This is a genomic window from Flavobacterium notoginsengisoli, assembly GCF_042686225.1.
In the GTDB taxonomy this organism is placed as follows: domain Bacteria; phylum Bacteroidota; class Bacteroidia; order Flavobacteriales; family Flavobacteriaceae; genus Flavobacterium; species Flavobacterium notoginsengisoli.
The window spans coordinates 94,235-114,853 of the sequence record NZ_JBHUOT010000010.1; the positions used below are offsets into that span (position 1 = coordinate 94,235).

At 35.1% G+C, this 20,619-nt stretch carries 13 protein-coding genes; 6 read left to right on the forward strand and 7 right to left on the reverse strand.

Annotated elements, in window-relative coordinates:
• Positions 1 to 19: 19 nt before the first annotated feature.
• The 5 genes from ACFS3A_RS20430 to ACFS3A_RS20450 all read left to right on the forward strand — a co-directional run bounded on the left by ACFS3A_RS20430 (position 20) and on the right by ACFS3A_RS20450 (position 6,654).
• Positions 20 to 2,200, forward strand: coding sequence for an HAD-IIB family hydrolase (locus tag ACFS3A_RS20430; protein ID WP_379827409.1), 2,181 nt, complete (start codon positions 20 to 22; stop codon positions 2,198 to 2,200).
• 472 nt (positions 2,201 to 2,672) lie between these two features.
• Positions 2,673 to 4,184 (forward strand): glycosyl hydrolase family 32, encoded by a 1,512-nt coding sequence (locus tag ACFS3A_RS20435; protein ID WP_379827410.1) that lies wholly within the window; start codon positions 2,673 to 2,675, stop codon positions 4,182 to 4,184.
• A 277-nt stretch (positions 4,185 to 4,461) separates the two neighbouring features.
• Positions 4,462 to 4,983, forward strand: a complete 522-nt coding sequence (locus ACFS3A_RS20440) for a PPC domain-containing DNA-binding protein (RefSeq protein WP_379827411.1) — start codon at positions 4,462 to 4,464, stop codon at positions 4,981 to 4,983.
• A 310-nt stretch (positions 4,984 to 5,293) separates the two neighbouring features.
• Positions 5,294 to 5,884, forward strand: a complete 591-nt coding sequence (locus ACFS3A_RS20445; RefSeq protein WP_379827412.1) for a Crp/Fnr family transcriptional regulator — start codon at positions 5,294 to 5,296, stop codon at positions 5,882 to 5,884.
• Between the two features lie 74 nt (positions 5,885 to 5,958).
• A complete protein-coding gene (locus ACFS3A_RS20450; protein ID WP_379827413.1) occupies positions 5,959 to 6,654 on the forward strand; it encodes a CPBP family intramembrane glutamic endopeptidase in 696 nt (231 codons plus the stop codon).
• 331 nt (positions 6,655 to 6,985) lie between these two features.
• Here the strand turns inward: ACFS3A_RS20450 and ACFS3A_RS20455 are convergent, their stop codons facing one another.
• Both ACFS3A_RS20455 and ACFS3A_RS20460 read right to left on the reverse strand, forming a co-directional pair.
• On the reverse strand, positions 6,986 to 7,345 hold the full coding sequence (locus ACFS3A_RS20455) for a hypothetical protein (RefSeq protein WP_379827414.1): 360 nt from the start codon (positions 7,343 to 7,345) through the stop codon (positions 6,986 to 6,988).
• 63 nt (positions 7,346 to 7,408) lie between these two features.
• Positions 7,409 to 8,299: a LysR family transcriptional regulator gene (locus tag ACFS3A_RS20460; RefSeq protein WP_379827415.1), complete on the reverse strand. Its 891-nt coding sequence runs from the start codon at positions 8,297 to 8,299 to the stop codon at positions 7,409 to 7,411.
• Between the two features lie 126 nt (positions 8,300 to 8,425).
• Here ACFS3A_RS20460 and ACFS3A_RS20465 point away from each other — a divergent pair, with 126 nt between their 5' ends.
• A complete protein-coding gene (locus ACFS3A_RS20465) occupies positions 8,426 to 8,983 on the forward strand; it encodes a hypothetical protein (protein ID WP_379827416.1) in 558 nt (185 codons plus the stop codon).
• A 301-nt stretch (positions 8,984 to 9,284) separates the two neighbouring features.
• Here the strand turns inward: ACFS3A_RS20465 and ACFS3A_RS20470 are convergent, their stop codons facing one another.
• The 5 genes from ACFS3A_RS20470 to ACFS3A_RS20490 all read right to left on the reverse strand — a co-directional run bounded on the left by ACFS3A_RS20470 (position 9,285) and on the right by ACFS3A_RS20490 (position 20,508).
• A complete protein-coding gene (locus tag ACFS3A_RS20470) occupies positions 9,285 to 9,935 on the reverse strand; it encodes a hypothetical protein (RefSeq protein ID WP_379827417.1) in 651 nt (216 codons plus the stop codon).
• Positions 9,936 to 10,024: 89 nt separating this feature from the next.
• Positions 10,025 to 17,311, reverse strand: a complete 7,287-nt coding sequence (locus tag ACFS3A_RS20475; RefSeq protein WP_379827418.1) for a pectinesterase family protein — start codon at positions 17,309 to 17,311, stop codon at positions 10,025 to 10,027.
• 217 nt (positions 17,312 to 17,528) lie between these two features.
• Positions 17,529 to 18,326: a rhamnogalacturonan acetylesterase gene (locus tag ACFS3A_RS20480; protein WP_379827419.1), complete on the reverse strand. Its 798-nt coding sequence runs from the start codon at positions 18,324 to 18,326 to the stop codon at positions 17,529 to 17,531.
• 6 nt (positions 18,327 to 18,332) lie between these two features.
• Positions 18,333 to 19,325, reverse strand: coding sequence for an alpha/beta hydrolase fold domain-containing protein (locus ACFS3A_RS20485; RefSeq protein ID WP_379827420.1), 993 nt, complete (start codon positions 19,323 to 19,325; stop codon positions 18,333 to 18,335).
• Between the two features lie 184 nt (positions 19,326 to 19,509).
• Positions 19,510 to 20,508: a pectinesterase family protein gene (locus ACFS3A_RS20490; protein WP_379827421.1), complete on the reverse strand. Its 999-nt coding sequence runs from the start codon at positions 20,506 to 20,508 to the stop codon at positions 19,510 to 19,512.
• Positions 20,509 to 20,619 lie beyond the last annotated feature (111 nt).

The following is a 20,619-nucleotide window of genomic DNA, read 5'->3' on the forward strand; positions in this document are numbered from 1 at the left end:
CTAAATAATTTAAGGAAGAATGATGAAAAAATTACGAATTTCTCTTATCAATATACACGGACTCTTAAAAGGTTCCGGACTCGAAATCGGTCGTGATGCCGATAACGGAGGACAGACCAAATATATCTACGAATTAGCCGAATTTTTATCACAACACGAAGATGTCGAACATGTACATCTTTTCACAAGATTAATTGACGATCCTCATCTTTCTCCTGAATATGCTGCCCCGGTTGAAATTATAAATGATAAACTTGATATTAGGCGAATTCCGTTTCTAGGTAAAAAATACAGGGCAAAAGAACAACTTTGGGAAGGTCTTGATACTTTTGTAAACGGCGTTGTACAGCATATAAAACAGCATAATATATTTCCCGACTGGATTCATTCTCATTATGGAGATGCGGGTTACGCCGCAGCCGAATTATCTTCAATTTTAAATATTCCTTTTGCGCATACCGGACATTCTTTAGGATTTTACAAAAAGAAGAAACTGCTGGAAAGTGGACAAACAGAAGAAGAGCTCGAAAAGAAATTCAAATTCGACGCCAGAATTGCTGCTGAAGAACGAACTCTGGAACTTTCTGAATTTATTGTCACTTCTACCGAACAGGAAATTGAAACCTACAAAGCGTATAAAAATTTCGAATTAGCCAAATACCATGCTATTTCACCTGGAATCGACACTAGAAAATTTGTTCCTTATTATTATCAGGAAAACGATTCGGATAAAAACATGGAAGAAGCGCAACGCAAATACTGGGTTGCCGAAAGTATTTCAAAATTTCTTACCAATCCTCACAAACCAATAATTCTGGCGCTTTCAAGACCAGACCGTCATAAAAACCTAAATACTCTTATTGAAGTTTATGGTAAAGACAAAGAACTGCAAAGTATTGCCAATCTGGTCATTTTTGCCGGTATCCGAAAAGATATTGCTAAAATGCCTGAATCTGAAAAAAATGTTTTAACCGATTTGCTTTTGCTAATGGATAAATACGATTTGTACGGAAAAATGGCAATCCCAAAAAAACATGACGTCGAAAATGAAGTTTCTATTATTTATCGTTATGCCGCCGAAAAACGAGGTGTTTTTGTCAATTTAGCTTTGCATGAAAACTTCGGCCTCACCGTTATAGAATCAGCTAGTTCAGGACTTCCTGTTGTAGTGACAAAGAATGGTGGGCCTTCAGAAATTATTCCGGTTTGTCAGAACGGAGAATTGGTAAATCCGCAGGAAGAAAGTCAGATAAAAAAAGCGCTAAGGAATATTTTAACTGATGAAAATCAATGGAAATATTATTCGAATAATGGTGCTATAAATATTCAAAAACATTATAGCTGGGTTAGTCATGTGAATCAATATGTCGAATTGGTCAATGAAAATTTATCGCTTTCATCTGGTGCGGGAATCAAAAAACAGCATTATCCAAATATTAATATTGGCAGACTAAAAAGAAATATCGATCATTTATTGGTTTCTGATATTGACGGAACTTTAATCGAACCCAAATTAGCTAATCCCGGATTGAAGGAATTAAAAACGCATTTAGTTAATCGTACTGATAAAATGGCTTTTGCAATGGCTTCTGGCAGGAATTTAGAGTTGGTTAAAAAAGTAATCGACGAAGAAGAATTTCCCCTACCCGATTTTATTATCTGTTCTGTGGGAACTGAGATTTATTATACCAACGGTAAAGATTACATTCTTGATAAAGGCTGGGCAAAATTCTTAGCAGGAAGATGGAAAAGAGACGATATCGTAAACCGATTAAAAGCTGTTAAATGGATAAAACTTCAGGAAGACGAAGCGCAAAATCCTTATAAAATCTCTTACTATTATGAAAAGAAACATTACAATCATGATGAATTAATTGAGGCTTTGGGAACAGGCTGGTACAAAGTAAACATTATTCCTAGCCACGGACAGTTTCTGGATTTCATTCCGAAAAGAGCTTCGAAAGGAAATGCGATCAAGTTTTTATGCCGAAAATGGTCGATTCCGTTGTCAAATGTTATTGCAGCGGGAGATTCCGGAAACGACGTGGATATGTTTAGAGGACCAATAAAAGGAATTATTGTTGGCAACCGAAGCGCAGAATTAGCAGATTATGAAACGACTAAAAGTATTTATGTTGCCAAAACATCGGCTTCTGAAGGAATTTTGGAAGGTTTAAAGCATTATAAAATAATAAAGTAAAAATTAAAGCCACTAATTACACCAATTTCCACAAATTTTTAATTCGTGTAATTAGTGGCAAAAAAATTAAACACATAGAAACATAGATTTTTATTCTGAATTAAAAAAAGAATACAAAAAGAAACTAGTTTCTAACACATAGCCCACACAGTTTGTCATCCTGACAAAGGAAGGATGACAAGTTTGAGAGTAAGATCGTAATAGCGAAAGCTATGTTTATTTATGTAAGTGAAACGCCTTTTTCAGCTCAAAGAAAATCTATGTTTCTATGTGTTTAAAAAATTAAGCCACAAATTACACCAATTTCCACAAATATTTTAATTAGAGAAATTCGTGAATTCGTGGCGAAAAAAAAATACACAGAGCTATGTTTTTTATTAGAAATGAAATGCCTTTCAAAACAAAGCATAACTATGTTTCTATGTGTTTAAAAAAATTAAAGAAAAATAGTAACAGATTAAAAAATAATAAAATGTATTCAGGTTCAGGATTTAGCAACTGGGAAATCGGAGATGTTGATGTATTTATAGATGAAAAAGGAATTCATCATTTGTTTCACTTAATTATTCCAAACCACGATTATATTGCTCATGCGATATCAAAAGATGGTCTTTCGTGGAAACGAGTAAAAAACGCGTTGTTTGTTGGCGATCCGGGAGAATGGGACGATGATATGCTTTGGACAATGCATATCAGTAAAAGATCGGAAGGAGACGGTTATGAAATGTATTATACTGGTCTAAAACGTCAGGATAAAGGAATTGAACAAAAAGTGGGAAGAGCCATTTCTACCGATTTATTGACCTGGAAAAAAGAGAATTTGTACGGACTTCCCTTTAAAAGTGAAGCACCACATTATGAAAGCAAAAATAATAATCCGAGGGAATGGATTAGTTTTCGGGACCCTTTTAAATACCAATACAAAGGAGAAGATTATTTATTAATCTGTGCCAGAAGTGCTTCAGGACCGACTTATAGACGAGGCTGCATTGGAATTGCAAAAAGAGAACAGGAAGGTTATGTTTTGCAGAAACCGCTTCATATTCCGTATGTATATGATGATGTGGAATGTCCTTGTGTTTTTGAAATTAAAGGAAATCATTATTTACTAGGCTCTATTCGCGAAGATATAAAAGTCCGCTATTGGTCTTCTGCTGAATTTAGAGGAGAATATTCAGCTTTTCATAATAATGTGCTGATGCCTCAGGGAAATTATGCGGCCAGAGTTGTTAAAGACGGAAAACATTATTTGGTCTATAACTTTTATTTTGCTGATGGAAATGTCAATACACACCGCGTTATTCCGCCTCCAAAGGAATTGGATATAGATAAAAGCGGCCGTCTTTTGCTAAAGACTTATTATTACTGGGAAAAACTTTATAAAAAAACTATTCTTCAAAAAGATCTCCCACAGCCAATGCCGATTCTGGGAAATCCATCTGCCGAATTTGTTCAGGAGAATGAAAACAAATGGCGATTTGGATGCCGAAGCGGTTATGAGATTTACGGCTTCGAAAAACCTTCCAACGATTTTGTCTGGGAAGGCACTTTTTCTGTTGAAGGAATGGGAAAAACGGGATTTGTAATTGAATGTGATAAAGAAGGGACAGGCTATTATATTTCGATTGATTTTATGAATGGTTTCGTTCAGTTCAGAGCTTGGGGATTTAATGAAAAGGATGTAAAGAATAATTTTATCTTTGAAAACATTCAGACCAATCAGTTTGAAATTAGCGAAGAAAAACAGATTTCTTTTAAGATTATCCGTTATGGAAATTACTACGAACTTTCGATCAATGAAATTGTAAAGCTGACCTTGCTAGATTTTAAGTACAACGAAGGAAAAGTTGGGATTTACGTTTGTTCGGCAGTTATTTCGATTAGCGATTCTAAAATTCATGTTATTCCAGAACCTGAAAATGAATATGCAGCATCCGATCCTGAAAAATATGATAATGAATTACAGCCAAATTCTGTTGTTTAAACTCTTTATTTATAATGATATAATTAAATTAAACACATAGAAACATAGATTTTCGTTGCGCTAAAAAAGGCATTTCACTTTTAATAAAACACATAGCTATTTGCTTCTCTAACTTTGTCAAAGTTTAAAACTTTGACAAAGTTATCTAACGAGTTTAGGTCAAACTATGTGTTAGAAACTAGTTTCTTTCTATAATCTTTAAAGACAATGAAAATCTATGTTTCTATGTGTTTAAAATATTTTTTTATTCTCAAATACAATTCTAATCTAAATTCTTATGAATACTAAAACCTACAAAATCTTTATTGCATTTTTACTTTTACTGACTTTTAATTTATCTCATGCACAACAAAACGATAAAGAAAAATACCGTTATACCAAAACTCCAAATGGTTATTTGATGGTTCTTCGCGAAGGCGATAATGTGTTAGCTTTAATTGAAAATCTGGCGAAAGAACAAAACATTCCTTCTGCTAATTTTACTGGAATTGGTTTTGCGCAAGACGCTACATTTGGTTTTTATGATTTCAGCCAAAAGAAATTTCATCCTAAAACTTTCAATAAGGTCGAAATGGGAAGCATTACTGGTTCTATCGCTTGGAGCGGAGAAAAACCTTCGATTCATATGCATGGTGTAGCAACAGATGATAAATTTGATGCTTATGGTGGTCATATTCTAGCTCTAAAAGTCGGAACGGGTTCTATGGAAATTTATATTACAGTAAATAATGAAAAATTAGAACGAAAAGTCGAACAGCCATTGAATGCTAATGTTTTACAATTGCCTTGTTTGAAGTAAATTTTCACTTAAATAAAGCTGTTGAGTTTTATTAAACATAGAAACATAGATTTTCTTTACACTAAAAAAGACATTTCACTTCTAATAAATGACATAGTTCTCTAAGTTTAAACTTTGACAAAGTTGGCCAATAGTTCACACAAAGCTATGTGTTAGAAACTAGTTTCTTTCTAAACTCTTTTATTAAGTTTAAAACTAAAAATTCTATGTTTCTATGTGTTTAAAAAAACAGTCCCTACAAGTTAATACAGTTGTTTTTATTTTGAAAGATAAAACTTATATTGGCTTCATAAACTGATATCTTTTAGCAATGCCACAAAGTCCTTCTCCCGAAGATGTAAAAAGAATTTTTGAAACCTATTTTACCGCAGATATGAATATCTGGAAAGGGTTCTCTGAAAAAATCAAAGTAAGGGAATTCGAAAAATCGGAAATTATAAAAGATTATAATGCTGTCGAAAGATATCTAAACATTGTTATAAAAGGATCAGCAGGACTATTTGTTTGGGATGGCAAAAGAGATATCTGCATCAATCTGCTTTATGAGAAAAGTTTCATTAGTGATTATATGTCTTTCTTAAATCAACAGTCCACTGTTATCAAAACAGAAGCATTGGAAGAACTGACTTTATGGTCTATTTCTCATTCTGATTTAAACGAATTGTATCAAAGATCTGAAACAGGTTTGCGAATTGGAAAAGCAATCTCTGAAATGCTTTATGTACGCAAACAGCAGGAACAGATTAACCTTTTAACGCTTTCTCCTCAAGAACGTTATTTAAAACTTATAGAAGGCCGTCCGGAAATATTCCAGAGAACTCCATTAAAAATCATAGCTTCTTATCTCGGATTAACCGCAGAAAGTTTAAGCCGAATTCGAAAAAGAGTTATGGAAAAATGATTTCTTACCCAAAGTCAATTTTATTTTCATTTATGCTCGCTAAGTTTGCTTCACTAAATCAAACGAAATAACTTATGAAAACTAAAATCAACTTTGGCGCTATTATAGTTTATTATGTAATCGCAATAATCTGCAGATATGTTGCTGTAAAAACCAATTTATTATCTGGAATTGAAAATCCGTATTTAGCCATTCTACTTCGCGGTGTCGGCCCTGCTTTGGGTGCTTTGGCGGCGATAAAAATATTCTCTCTTGAAAATCCAATGTCTTTAAAAGGAATTTACAAAAATGCCATAGTTCCATTTGCAGTTTATTGGCTATTGCCAGCATTTTTAATTGCAGGAACTTATTATTTTGTTATGGGTAAATTCCCAATTTTATTAATGTTTACCGTTTTAGCTTACGGACTTTTAGAAGAAATCGGATGGCGAGGATTCTTGCAGGAACAATTAAAATCACTTCCTAAATTTACTTCTATCCTAATTATTGCTGTTCTTTGGTTTGCATGGCATTTAAACTTCGAAACTACTCCAAGCAACATGTTTTTCTTAGGCATCATTTTTTTTGGCAGCTGGGGAATTGGAAAAGTATATTCTTCTACAGGTTCGTTATTAGCCGTTGCCGGGGTGCATTCCCTAAACAATTTTTTCCGCAATGGTTTGCATGATACAGAATTAACACTAATCGTAACTTTATTGATTATCTGGGTGGGCTTTATTATAATTTACAACAGAAGAAATAAAAAAGCATTAAACCCAATTGCTGAATAATTATAAAAAAATTAAACACATAGTCCCGAAGCCTCGGGATAGATTTTCTTTACGCTAAGAAAAGTCGTTTCACTTTTAATAAAACACATAGTAATACGTTCTGTTATGCATTATGAGCTTTTTTTGTCATCCTGACGAAGGAAGGATCGCACTAGAAGCTCAGTAATCTACGTCGCCAATCTTTGTCGAGTTACGTTTGTGATCCTTCCTTCGTCAGGATGACAAACTATGCGGACTATGTGAGAAACTAGTTTCTTTCTCTATTCTTTTTCAAACTAAAAAAAATCTATCCCCGATAGCTATCGGGGCTATCTGTTTAATTAAACAATTCTTAATTCAATTGTTCTGAACTTTCTATTCTTAAACAATGTTCAGCTCCAAGATAAAGCGGGTTTCCATGTTTTTCAGACCAAAATCCGTCAAGAACATCTTTTGTAATACAACGATAAACTGCAACTCCTTTATACGTTTTACTGTCATCGCCCTTGTAACTGAAATTGATAACCAAAACATTGTCTTTAAAGAAACCATGTCCTTTTTGAACTTGTGAATTATTGATGAGCCAATGCGCCACAATTCGGTTATTTTTATCCAGATTTAAAGTCAAAATACCTCTATAGGTTATTTCGCTACTCTCGTCCTGATTACTTCCAGAAATGGAATATTGGCCAACTAAATCTTGTATTGTCATTTACTTTTTTTATCCAAAAGAGGATTTATGAGGGCAAAGGTACAAATTCAGTGTTTTTTAATTTTATTCATTTCTGTAAACTTCACTCTTTTTCAATAAAATCTCCTGAAAAAGCACTAGCGATTTTTTATGATAAATTCCTTTTGAAATTGCTATAGTGGCTTCTCGGACTGTATTTTTTCCTTCTAACGGAATTGCTTTTAATTCTTTAAAATCAAATAACGAAGTATTCATTAAAATCGTTGACCATTTATTGGTATTCGCTAACTGAAGCAAGCTATGAATATCGTTAATTTCTATTTTTGTATGAAGCGAAATTCCTTTATCATCAAGTAATTTATCCAACAAGTTTCTGATGCTATAACTCTGTGAAGGAAGTGCCAGAGGTAATGCAGTAACTTTTTCAAGTGCTACTTTTTTCAGTTTAGCCCAAGAATGAGATTGATGAACAATTAAGGAAAGATGAGCCGAAAAGAGTTTATTTATTATAAGTTCATTATGTCCAGATTCCGGCATAAAAGAAAGCATGCAGTCAATTTCATAATCCAAGGTTTTTTGAAGCAAATCGGTCGTAGAACCGTATATAATCTGAATTTCTATATCAGGATATTTTTCGTTGTACTCCACAATCGATTCCATTAAGAGTTCTTGCAATCCATAAGTCGAACCAATAATTATTTTCCCAGATTTCATATTGTTTAAATCGAGTAAAACCTGCCTGCTTTCTTCTGCCTGGTGAATCGTTTTTCTGGCATATTGAAGCATAACTTCTCCAGCTTCCGTCAGTCGGACACGTTTGGCTATTCTGTCAAAAAGAAGTGTATCCAGCGAATTTTCGAGTTCTTTAATCTGATGTGATAAAGTGCTTTGCGTAATGAATAAATCTTCTGCTGCCTGAGTGAAATTTAAAAGTTCTGCTGCTCGGACGAAATATTTTAACTGACGTAGTTCCATCTTTTTTATTTTTTCTAAAAGTAACATTTTATAATCGAAATTTTCGATTGATTTCATCTAAAAATATCATTTCCACGATTAAATTCTATTACGGAACTTTGACTTAAATAATTAAAAAACGAAATCATGGAAATTATTCAAACTTCAGAAAATGCATTATCAGCAACAACAGTTTCAGCTATAATGAATGCGCCAATTGAAAAAATTAATATTGCAGACTGGCTTTTAAATTTGCCTGATGCAGAATACCAACGTTGTTCTGTAAATCACATTGCGGCCGGAATTACTTCTAATTTTGAAGGTGTTCCAATGTCAATCAACGTAGAATATGTGGGAACTGCTCTTGTAGTACAACATTATATCTTTGATCAATATCGTCCAGAATATTGCAGAATGCTTTCTGTTTCTGATACTATTACCGCAAGCGGAAGATCTAAAGTACAAGTGCTTTGGGAATTGAGAGCTGAAAAAATCGATGATCAGACTTCTATGTTCACCAATACTATTCATGCTACTGCAACACCCGAATTTCTTGAGTTTATTAAAGAACATGGGATTTCATTAGCGGAAGCAGCAAAAGCCAGACAAGAAGCTTCTGATGCCCACAATCATGAAGAAACACCGCTTTTTGCAAAAAGTATTGAGAATAAAGCTTTGTATGGAAAATATAATCTTCCTTTTTAATTTATTATAGTAAAATACAACAATGAGTTTTTTATAAAAACATTTCGTACTTCATTTTTACATCAAGCTGTCATTCCGTAGGAATGTCTCATTGGTAGAAAAATTAGCCCATCATTTATTTACGTTCCGTAGGAACGTTTGATATTCTGGATTGTTAAAAATGACATCAAAAATCAAATGTTCCTACGGAACATAAAACGACGACGACAACAAATTTTCTACCAATGAGATGTTCCTATGGAACATTAAAAAAGGCTGTCGAAAGACAGCCTTTTTTTTCTCCAAAAAAATATTCTAAAAATCAATTAAAAATTACTGTGTGATCTTTTTCTACCCTTAACAGAGAATTAGATATTTTAGCTGTAAAATTCTTTGCTTCGGAACGACTAACATTTCCTTTGTACTGCATTACAAAACTCACGTCATTCTGAGTCGAACTTAATACTCCGTCTTTGTAATAACTTGCAGTCCCTTTTCCCGTAAAACTAACTTTATAATTATCTCCGTTTTCACTAACTTTAAAAGTACCACTGGTTGGTTTTATGCTGACACCATTGGTTACTGACATACCGCCTTTTTCTGCATTGATGTTTTTCCCTAATAATGATTGTCCCCATTTTGTAAAAGTATAAGCCGTTGCTTCAGAATATCCTCCAAAACTGTAATCCCCTTTTGCTAAATTATTCTTTAATGAAGAAAACAATTCGAAGTACACAACTGCTCCATCTTCCTTATCCGAAATGGATTTTGATCGTAACGAAAAATCTATGTTATAAGCATTTCCCCTTACTCCGTAATTTTCAAGATAACCTTGCGATAATTCTACCGTTTGGTTTCCAATTTTCAAATAACCTTTGTTTGCATTAGCATCCTGATCACTTTCATTATCACTTGAACAAGATGATAATAAAGTAATGAAAACCAGCATTATTAATTTAATACTATTATTCATATCTATGATGATTTATTTTTTATACTGATGAATTTGTGTTCTAAATCAGGGATGAAAATTGAAAACTTTCATCCCATGATTCTATAAACTTATTTAACTATAATTCTAGCCGTTTCTCCTGTTTTTAAACTTTTGATAAAGTAACTTCCAGAAGCTAAATCAGAAATTGAGATGTCAGTCTCTAAACCAATCACATCTACTTGTTTAACTAAAAGTCCATTCATACTGAAAATAGCCAAACGATCCAATTCTGTGCTTGATCTTAAAGTAATCTTGCCACTGGCAACAGTTGGGAAAACTAAAAACTCGCCCAGCTTTTTCCAGCGTCCGTAAACCGTTGCATTTTCCTTTTGAGTAGTACCAAAACCCGTTACTTCTCTACCGTATAAAGCATCAGCATACCAGCCTAAGAATCGGTAACCTGTAGCTTGTGCTTCTTCTAAAACAAAAGCTGTTCCGGTCTGTACACTTGTTTTATTTGGATTAACGGCTCCAGATGGCAGATTCAAATAAGAAATACTATAGAATGTCGGTGAAATTACCTCATCTTTTTTGTTATTCCCATCTACTCCCCAAAAGGCATAAAAGGTTTGATTACCTGTTGCTGTAATTGCAATTTCTTTAATCGAATTTGGTGTTGTTGCAGAAGCTGACCATCCGAAGAAAGTATAATCTTTTAAAGTTGGAACCGGTAAAGTAAGTGCAGTTCCTTCTGTATATTCAACAGGAGTTAATCCAGAGATAGCTTTACCATCGATTGAATTCATGTACGTAACTCCCGATTTCACAGCAGGTTTTGGATCTGGTTTATTATTACCTCCTTCTCCCCAAAAAGCATAAAAAGTTTGGTTTCCCGTTGCTGTCGCCAGAATGGTTTTAAGTAATCCTGGAGTAGTTGTAGAAGCCGACCAACCAAAGAAAGTATACCCTTCCAATTTTGGTGCTGGTAAATTGGTTACCGCTCCTTCCATAAATTCAGATGGAGATAATGTAATGACTTTTCCGTCTATTGAATTCACATAATTAATTAGTGAAAACTTAGCATCTGCTTTTAACCATCTTGGATCTCCAAGTACTCCGCCTTCCGATGAAGCTTTCGCTAAAGGAGAATTTTTAGAGAAGCTAAAATCTCCAGAAACAGGATTTGGAAATGAAAGTGATAATAATCCTAAACTATTAATTGTTTTAATATTAGTTTCAGTAACCGTAACTGTTCCTTTAAAAACTTGTGACGTTACTCCAACCAAAAGATTATTATCTAAAACTGCTTTTCCTGCACCACTCGCATGATTAGAATTGAACATAAAAATAGGTTTTGGATTTTCACGTTCGTCCTGCATGATATTGTTTTTAAAGATATAAGTCGAAGTATTGCTGTACTGATTGTTGATAAACACAAAACCATCTTGACTTCCCGAATTATGAATAGTATTATTTTCAATCGTAACATTTAAGCTTTCATTGACAGCATCTTTTTTCTGTAGAGCAATAAAACTTTTTCCTTTTTTATAATTAAAAACCGTTGAATTTTTAACCGAAATCGTATTTACAATATGTGAATCGGGTTGAATAAAACTCGCGCTTTCTGAAGCCGTTCCATCAATAATACAATTCTCCAAAATTATTTTAGAAATTGGATGATCGCTCGCACCTTCCGTTACAAATAAGCTTTGTTTAATTCCTTTAATAGAAGCATTTTTTATTTCAAAAGCCGATACTCCGGAACCATTTTTAAACTGAAATACATTAGAGTAAGTATTCGTTAAATCAAAATCAACTCCAGTAAAACTGAAACTTCCTGAAAAGATTTCTGCTTTATCAGAAGAAAAAGAACCTGCAAAAACTGGTTTGGCGTTTTCATCTGGAACAAAAGTGTATTTATGATTTTTAACTGCAAGTGCTGTACTTGTAGTATAAGTACCGCTGGCCATTATAAACTTTGAACCATCTTCAGCCGCATTGTATTTCTCTACAAAATTCTGTGGATTTACATAAACGTCTAAACTTCCGTTTTGAGCCGCAGTCAAATGATTTACCAAACTATTGATGTAAACTTCTATGTTAGTATAAACTCCGTCAACTGTTTTTAAATTTCCGTCTGCCGCACTTGCAGGATTTAGACCTTTTTCTGTTTCCCATTTATCAGGCATTCCATCTCCGTCTGTATCTACAGGCGCTGTACCAGAAGGAAGAACAGGCCATCCTCCAGTTGCTGACGGTGTATCGATATAACCGTTTGTACTTCCGTTACCTCCATTCATAATACTTGCTGTACCAGAACGAGTGTCATCTACCGCTCTTTTATCTACAGTATCACGAAATAGATTTGCTCCAGCATTTTCCAAAACCAATTCATAGGCTTTTGTTGCGCTGTGCGTAGTTATTTCACCCGGTGCATGAGGCGCACTGATTTTGATTGCTGCTTTATCGGCATCGCTTACAGGAAGCTGACTTCCATGAAACTGACTATACACTCCATACGTCCAGTTGTCCTGCGTAGCTCTTTCAGAACCTACGACATAGTTTCCATCCACAAAATATTTACCCCAGATTCCGTACAAAGGCGAAGTCGTATCTAAACTTCTTCCTGTAGATAAAATACGTTCTTTAGTAGAATTCGAAGTTCCAGGACCCGGTTTCCAGTAATTGTTTACCAAGTTTACATTCATGGCATCTCCGCCATAACAGCTGTTTCCACCCCAGTTATAGATTACGTTATTACGAATATCAACTAAATCGGTTTTTGCAAAAATGTCATTTGCGTATTCTCCTAGTCTTGGATTACGGCTGTCGTGATGCGCTAACAAATTATGATGAAATGAAGCATTTTTACCACCCCAAACACCACCGTAACCGTGAGCTCCTTTTGCATGAACAGAATTTCGAAGACTTTCGGAAATAATACACCACTGCATGGTAAAATTTTCATTTTGATAAAAAGAAACACACTCGTCTGTTGACCAGCTCATCGAACAGTGATCTACTATAATATTCTTTTGAAAACGCCCGCCTAAAGCATCATTTTCCACATCATGAGTGTCTCCCATTCTAAAACGTAAATAACGCAGAATCACATTATTTCCTCTTACCTTAACATTGTAATCTTTTAAAGTAATACCACCGCCCGGCGCTGTTTGTCCCGCAATTGTGATATTATCGGTAACATTTAACTCGCTTTTCAGTTCGATATTTCCAGATACTTTAAAAACAACAATTCTTGGCCCAGCCTGACCAATAGCTTCACGAAGCGAACCTGTACCAGAATCATTTAAATTGGTTACATAAATCACTTTTCCACCGCGTCCTCCAGTTACATATTTTCCGTAACCTTCTGCGCCTGGGAATGCAGGAACTGTTTCAGTTCCTCCGCCTGTTGCTTCTTTCTTGACTTCGATCTTTCCTTCTCCAGTAAAGAACGCTGGATGGCTTGTTTTATCGTAAGTTCCTTCTTTAAATTCTACTCCGTTAATTGTCAGTTTTTGTACATTTAAAACGGTATTTAAAGAAGCTTTTCCGTTCTCTATTATATTTAAAGTTAAATTAGAACCAGCAGCTCTTTCGTGGCTGAAAACGACATAATTATCCTGACCAATTTTTATCGTTCCAGAACCAAAAGCATTCGCCGAAGCTCCTTCAATTACAGTTGGATAATTTAAGGCTGGGAATTTGGTGCTTTTCTGCGTTACATCCCAAGTACCAATAAACTCGCTGTTATCTCCTTTCAGTAATAAAGTTCCTGTGTTTGCATTTACTCCCTGACCTGTATTTAGCGGAGAAACTATTCCATTTCCTGAAATTGGCCCGCTTAAAGTCAATATGGTTTGATTGGCAATTCCTGAAATCATTTCGAATTTTACATTTCCAGAAATAATCATTGGTGCTTCTAAAGTCATTCCTGCACCACTTGTATTATAATAAACTCTTGTTCCGTCTTTGAACGTTAAATTTCCTGTGGCTTTATGAGCACCTCTTAATCGAAGTGTTCCTGCACTTAAAAAAGTCATATCGGCTGGAAAAACAGTTGCTGTCGTTTCTATTTCTTTAGTACAAGAAACGGTCTTACCTGCAGCAGGCATTTCTGCCGGACTAAAGTTGGCCGCATTATCCCAGTTTTTATTTACAGCTGCTGTAAAATCATAATCGAAACTGCCTGGAGGAATTACTTCATCTGGTTTATTATTTCCAGCTGTTCCCCAGTAAGCATATACCGTTTGATTTCCTGTCGCTGTCGCTGCAATTTCTTTAAGTGCATTTGGAACTGTAGCAGAAGCTGACCATCCGTAAAAAGTGTAACCGTTTAAAGTCGGTGCTGGTAAAGTTAAGGCCGTTCCTTCTGTATATTCTACAGGAGTTAGTCCAGCTATCGCTTTTCCATCAATTGAATTTAAATAAGAAATAGGAGATTTTACTACACCACCGTTAATCGTCATGCTGATGCTGCTGATTTCGCTCAATCCTCCATATTCATTTGCTGCTTGAACGGTGTAAGTATAAGTTCCCGCTTTTGTGTCTGTATCTGCATAAAGGGTATCTGTTGTAATAGCTAAGATTTTACCGTCTTTGCTGATTACATAACACATCGCATATTTATTTTCATCCCATTTTAAAGTGTTCTTGTCAGATACTAAAAGATTAGAAGGTTTTGTAACTTGTTCTACTATGGTACGCGGATCCCATTTATCAGTTCCACTTAACACGTTTTCTATAGTGTATTCGTCAGCCTGAGCTTTTGTCAAAACTGGATTGTAATTTCCTGTTTTTGAAACGCCGTCAACAGTAAAGGTATTGGTTCTGTTATCGGTGTTAACAGCTATTCCGCTTCCGTTTACGCTGTTGAACTCTGCGAAAAGTGCTGGATATGTTCCCATATTTGCCCAACCTAATATATTAGGTTCGTTGATCATTTTGGTATTTAGATAAACCGCTCTAGGTGCATTCTGCCAAGGACGGCCTAAATAATAACTTGTAGCTGCAGTGATTGTATTGTTATTGAAAATATAACCGTATTGCGTTGCCGCGTCATGATTTGGCGCTACGATATAACCTGAAGCAACCGAAACCAGTTTACATTCTTCAAACCAATGCGTTCCGCCTCCGCAGATGAAATCCACATCGCCTTCAATTGTTGATTTATAATAGAAACTTCTTTTTCCTCCTGTAACTTGCGTGTCTTGTTTACTTCTTAAACGCACTCCGTTATACACATTTCGGTCTCCCGCTGGATTCAACGCTGGTCTTTGACCTGATGTTGTAATTCCGTCTTTATGCTCGATTGTTACATTTTCCATGTACAAATCGTTGGCTTCAATAGAAAGAACGGCATTTTTGATTCCCCAACCCGGATTTCCTTGCAGAATTACTTTATCTTTTGATTGTGCCACTAAGGAAACGTTGTTTTTTCCTGTTGGAAGTTTCAATACAATATCCTGCGGATTTGTTCCGTCTCCACCCAAATTATAAGTCCCGTTTGTAATCAAAACCAAAAATCTGGAAGCCGAATTGTTTGGAGCCAAATTAAAAGCCTCTGCTATCGTTTTGACATATTTTTTTGAAGCAATCTGTTCATCAGTAGCATTGGCATCAACAATTAAATCAAAATTACGTTTAACAGGAACTGGTTTTTCCATTGTTTTAAAAGAAAGAGTCAATGCAGGCCCGTTGTTTCCTGAAAGATCTTTTACAAATCCTGCCGGAATAGTAAACGTGTATTGTTTATTATATTCTAATCCGAAATAGCTGAATTTTACCGTTTTATTGATAAACTCCGCATTTAGATTTTTTCCGTTTAAAACGGCTTGTCCTGCTCCAAATTGAACTTGTTCATTATAATTCAAAATGATGTTTCCATTTGCCCCAACAGAACTGGCTAATTCTGCAGGCAATGAAGATTCTAAAACAGGTGCATTCGTATCAACAACCAAAACCTCATCGGCTTTAATCATCAAGTTGGAAATAATTGTTGCGGTAACATCAACAGCAGATCCATGTTTTGGTCCATTAATGTTAGGAAACCATCTTAAATAGATCTTTTCTTTTCCTTCTGCTTCGGCAGGAAGAATTCCGCCGATAGAAGTAATGGTATTCGTGTTTATAGTCGTTAATGCTGAAACATTCACAAAATTTACTCCGTCTAATGAATATTGGAAAGTCCATTCATCAGCACCATAATAATATCCAAGAAGTCCAGAGGCAACATTTATGTTTTTATAACCCACCGTTGAAAGTGTCGTCATAAAATAATAGAAATTCCCTCTTTCAGTATTCCAGACACAAAAACCGTTTTTCCCGCCTCTGTTCTGAAGTCTTACGTTTGGAGCCAAAACATTATCGGCAATATTATACGCCATTAACTGAGGGCGGTTTTCAATTTTAGAATATAGTTCTGCTACACGTGGATTCGCATATTGATCGGTTTTGAATGTCCATCCAGCAATAAAATTCTGGTTGGCATAAGTTCCCGTAACCGTTTGGTTCTGATTCATAACTACAGAAGTATTTAACGACGTAGAACCATCAGACCAATTGCTGAACTTCACAATATCATTTTCTACCGCTGTAACGGTAACATTCGTGCCTTTTTCATAAACAGAAAATGCGCCGTCTTTTCCCGCAGGAGAAATGGTATAATCTCCCAAGCCAAATGCTCCATTCACATTTACAGTCAATGAATAGGTTTCTAATGTTTCATATTGTGCAATTAAAGTGGCGTCTGCCTCAATGGTATAAGTTAAAGGATTTGCAGTCGAAACCACAACTCCTTTATCATCTACCCATTGTTTGAAGTTATAACCAAAATTTTTATTAGCTGTCAGCGTAATTGCAGTTCCTTTTACAAAAGTAGTTCCTCCCGGATTCAGCGTAATCGTTCCAGATGAAACTGGATTAACGTTCGTCGTCAGTTTGTACGTTACCGCATTTGGATTCTCCGTAACCTTTTCAAAATAATCGAGATTAAATAAATACCCCGTATTGGTTGGGTGTTTAAAAAGGAATACCAAATCAAAAGTTCCCCTTGTGGGCTGAATCGCCACAGAAAACTTCTTATAATCTGTAAAACTGGTACTTCCGGAAACTGTCGCAGTTCCAATTAAAGTTCCGGTTTCTGATCCTAACCTCAATTCGATCGTTCCTCCCGTTGCTCCCGCGGCTGCGATATCGAAACGGGTTACGAATTCAGTAAAATTGACGGCATTGAATTTAATCCAGGTATTGTTTTTAATATACCCGACATTTCCTCCTCCCGAAAGAGAAGCATTTGTTTCGGCTCGTGCTCCCGAAGCCTGATTGAATTTTTCGGCTTCAATTCTCTCAATGGTCTGAGAGTACCCCATCACTGTAAACAGTATGAGGAATAAGTGAATAAATTGTTTTTTCATTTGGTTTAAAGTTGGTTTTAGTTAGTAAATAGTTATCAAAAGGACTTTTTATCTTCACAACCTTTTGACGGTTTATAAAAATTTTAAAATGTAAGCTGTAACTATATTTTGACGCGGATGAAACGGATTTATAAAATATTTAAAAGATCAGTGTAAATCCGTGTTTCGTGATAATGAATCTGTTTCATCTGTGTTCCAATTTGCGCAAAGTGTATTTTTAATTTAATTCTTTCATTCCTTCAAAAACTAATCTGGCTACTTCTACAGCGCCTTTAGTCTGAAAATGCGTATTGTCTTTCTGTCCGTTCGGATAAGCTTCATACAAGCCGGCGGGGAAATTCATAAAATAGTTTTCACTTGCATAAGGCTGACCTTTCTTAGTAAAAAAATCCATTGATTTTTGGTTTAAATCAATTAGCGGTACATTAAGTTCTTTGGCTATTTCTTTTACTGCATCAGGATATAAACCATGAACGTTCTGAAGTTTTCCTTCCTTCCATGGAAAATTTCTGGCAACCGGAGTTAACAGGATTGGTTTAGCTCCTTTCGCTCTGGTCTGTTCTATAAAAAGTCTTAGAAACTCTTTATAACCTTCTATGTTTACATATCGTTCTGTTTTGTCTTCAGCGCCATCGTTATGACCGAATTGTATTAGGACTAAATCCCCTTTTTTAAGATTTTCATAAACCAAACGCCATCTTCCTTCCTGAAAAAATGTACGCGTACTTCGTCCTCCTCTTGCCCTGTCATCTACAAAAGCGCTGTCGGTTTTAATTAGTTTATCGATTTTCTTTAGACTGTCTTTTACCAAAAACTGCTGAAACACTTGTCCCCAGCCTGTAACAGGATAACGGGTTTTCATATAATCTTTTCCTTCTTCGTAATTATTGGCATAATCGGCCACTGTCGAATCGCCGATTAAATAAACCGTAGTCCTTGCTTTTGGTTTTATAAAAGACATAATAGCAAAGGCTAAAGTCATACAGAGAATGGAAATAATGAATCTTGATTTCATAATTGTTTATTTAAAGACTTTCGTTAAAAATGTATCGATGTATTGAATGGTCGGATCAAACCAAGGATTGAAAAGACAGAATGAATGGGGAGAATTCTCAAACTCATGAACTTCTGAATAGATTCCGTTTTCAGTCAAAATCTTTCTGAAATCGTCTCGTCCTGCGTGCATTCTAGCAATCGAACTGTTGATGAATAATGTCGGCGGAGTTGCTTTACCTGCATAACTCAAAGGAGAAGCTGTTTCCCAAAGTTTTGGATTGTCTTTTCTGGAATATCCAAACCAATAGGTTCCTGCCGAAATGTTCTTTTCGTCGTTGCCTTCACTACTTTCTGGATGTACAAACGATAATGTTCCGTCAATATCAACAATAGCATTGATCTGAGATTTTGAATCTGAATTGGTTGTGATTCCTTCAAACAAAGGCATATTTCCTGTTACGCCCATAAAAACAGCTAATTCTCCTCCAGCTGAAAATCCTAAAGAAACAATTCTGTTAGGATCAACGTTGTATTTTTCTGCATTTTCCCTTACCCAACGGATCGAGGCTTTTATATCATAAACTCCCGCAGGAAAAAGAGCTTCTGTCGAAAGTCTGTATTCTGGTGTAAAACAGACGTAGCCCAAACTTGCAAGCTTCTGCGCCATTTGATGATGCTGTTCTTTACTGCCCGAACGCCATCCGCCACCATGAATAATGATAATCGCTGTTTGTTTTTCTTTTTTATTTTTATTGAAAAAAACATCGAGTTTTATTTTACGTTTTCCGTAACTCTGATAAACGATATTATTTTTCTGCTCCACAAAATCAAAATGCATTTCGGGAACCAAAGCGGTATTTGGGAAATATTTTAATGTCTTTTTGAAAGCACTTTTATTATTGAAAGAAGTATCTCTGACTTGAGTAATTCCCTTCAAATACTGTGCATCCATCTTTTGAAACAATAAGATGAAAACCCCAATAATTACTACTTTTAATTTTCTGTTTTGAAACTTCATATCTTTATTTTTAATCTGATGCGGATATTTTTTTTTAAAACACATAGAAACATAGATTCTATTATCTGGAAAAGGAGCCAAAGAGAAACCACTTTCTTTCACATAGCTATGTGCATTTAAACTAGTGAAACGACTTTTTACATTCCTAATAACTATGTTTCTATGTGTTTAAAATATTTAAAACTCAATTCGGTTTCCAATCTTTAAAAATCGCTTTCATTGCATAATCCTTTTTGAATTGTTCCGATGAAAGCTGATGCGACCAATTGACTCTCGCTTCTGTATTTGCTCCTTTTCCTGTGGATTGATATTCAGCATAAAAAGCGGTTTTTTCAGCTTCTGGTTTTCCCCAATTGTGCCAGCCCAAAGGTTTTATGTGTGAATCCATTTCGCATTTTAGAAATACAGTTTTGGCATAATTTCTCCAAGGTCTTCCTAAGAAATAAGAGCTATCTCCTGAATTCGTTGTTAGTTTACAGTTTAGAAATACAAATCCGTATGGGTTTGATTCTGGTGTGTTTGCGGCCGTGATATAAGAACCTCCTTTTTTAGCGAAGATTTCGCATTGATCAAATATCACTGTCGAACCTCCGAAAATAAAATCGGTTGTTCCTTCGATATAACAATTCTTATAGTATTGTCTGCTTTTACTTTCTCTTGGATATAAAGTATCTTGAAAACCTAAGAATTTACAATTATCAAAAAACACTCTGTCTCCATCAATTCGAACTGCAACGGCTTGTCCAACTGGCCCTGATGCATTTTCAAAAGTGATATTCTGGGCTTTAAAATCATTTCCGGTAATAATAAAACTCGCTGAGCCGGAAGTTCCAATTGTCCCGCCTGCTCCATTTGACTTGGAAGCATAATCATCATAAGTCAGAATTACTTTTTCTTTGCTTTCGCCAATTAGAGTAATCTTGTTTTTGTCTAATGACAATTCTAACTTTTCTTTGTAAATACCATTTTTTACGAAGATTCTGGTTTCAGTTGTTTTCAATGAAGCAACCGAATTGAAGGCTTCCTGAACGGTTTTAAAATTTCCAGTTCCATTGACATCTACGACAATATCATATTTAGATTTTACATCGTCTGTCTTTTCTTTATACTGAATTTCGTTAGAATTTCCATTTAAAGAAAAATTGACAAAGAAAACTGCCGTTGCTAAAAAGTTTAAAATCATCATTTTGCTATTCTTGATTATTACTCTTTTGAAAATATTTAAAACACATAGAAACATAGATTTTGCAACCTTGAAAAAGGCGTTTCACTTGTTTAAATGCACATAGTTGGC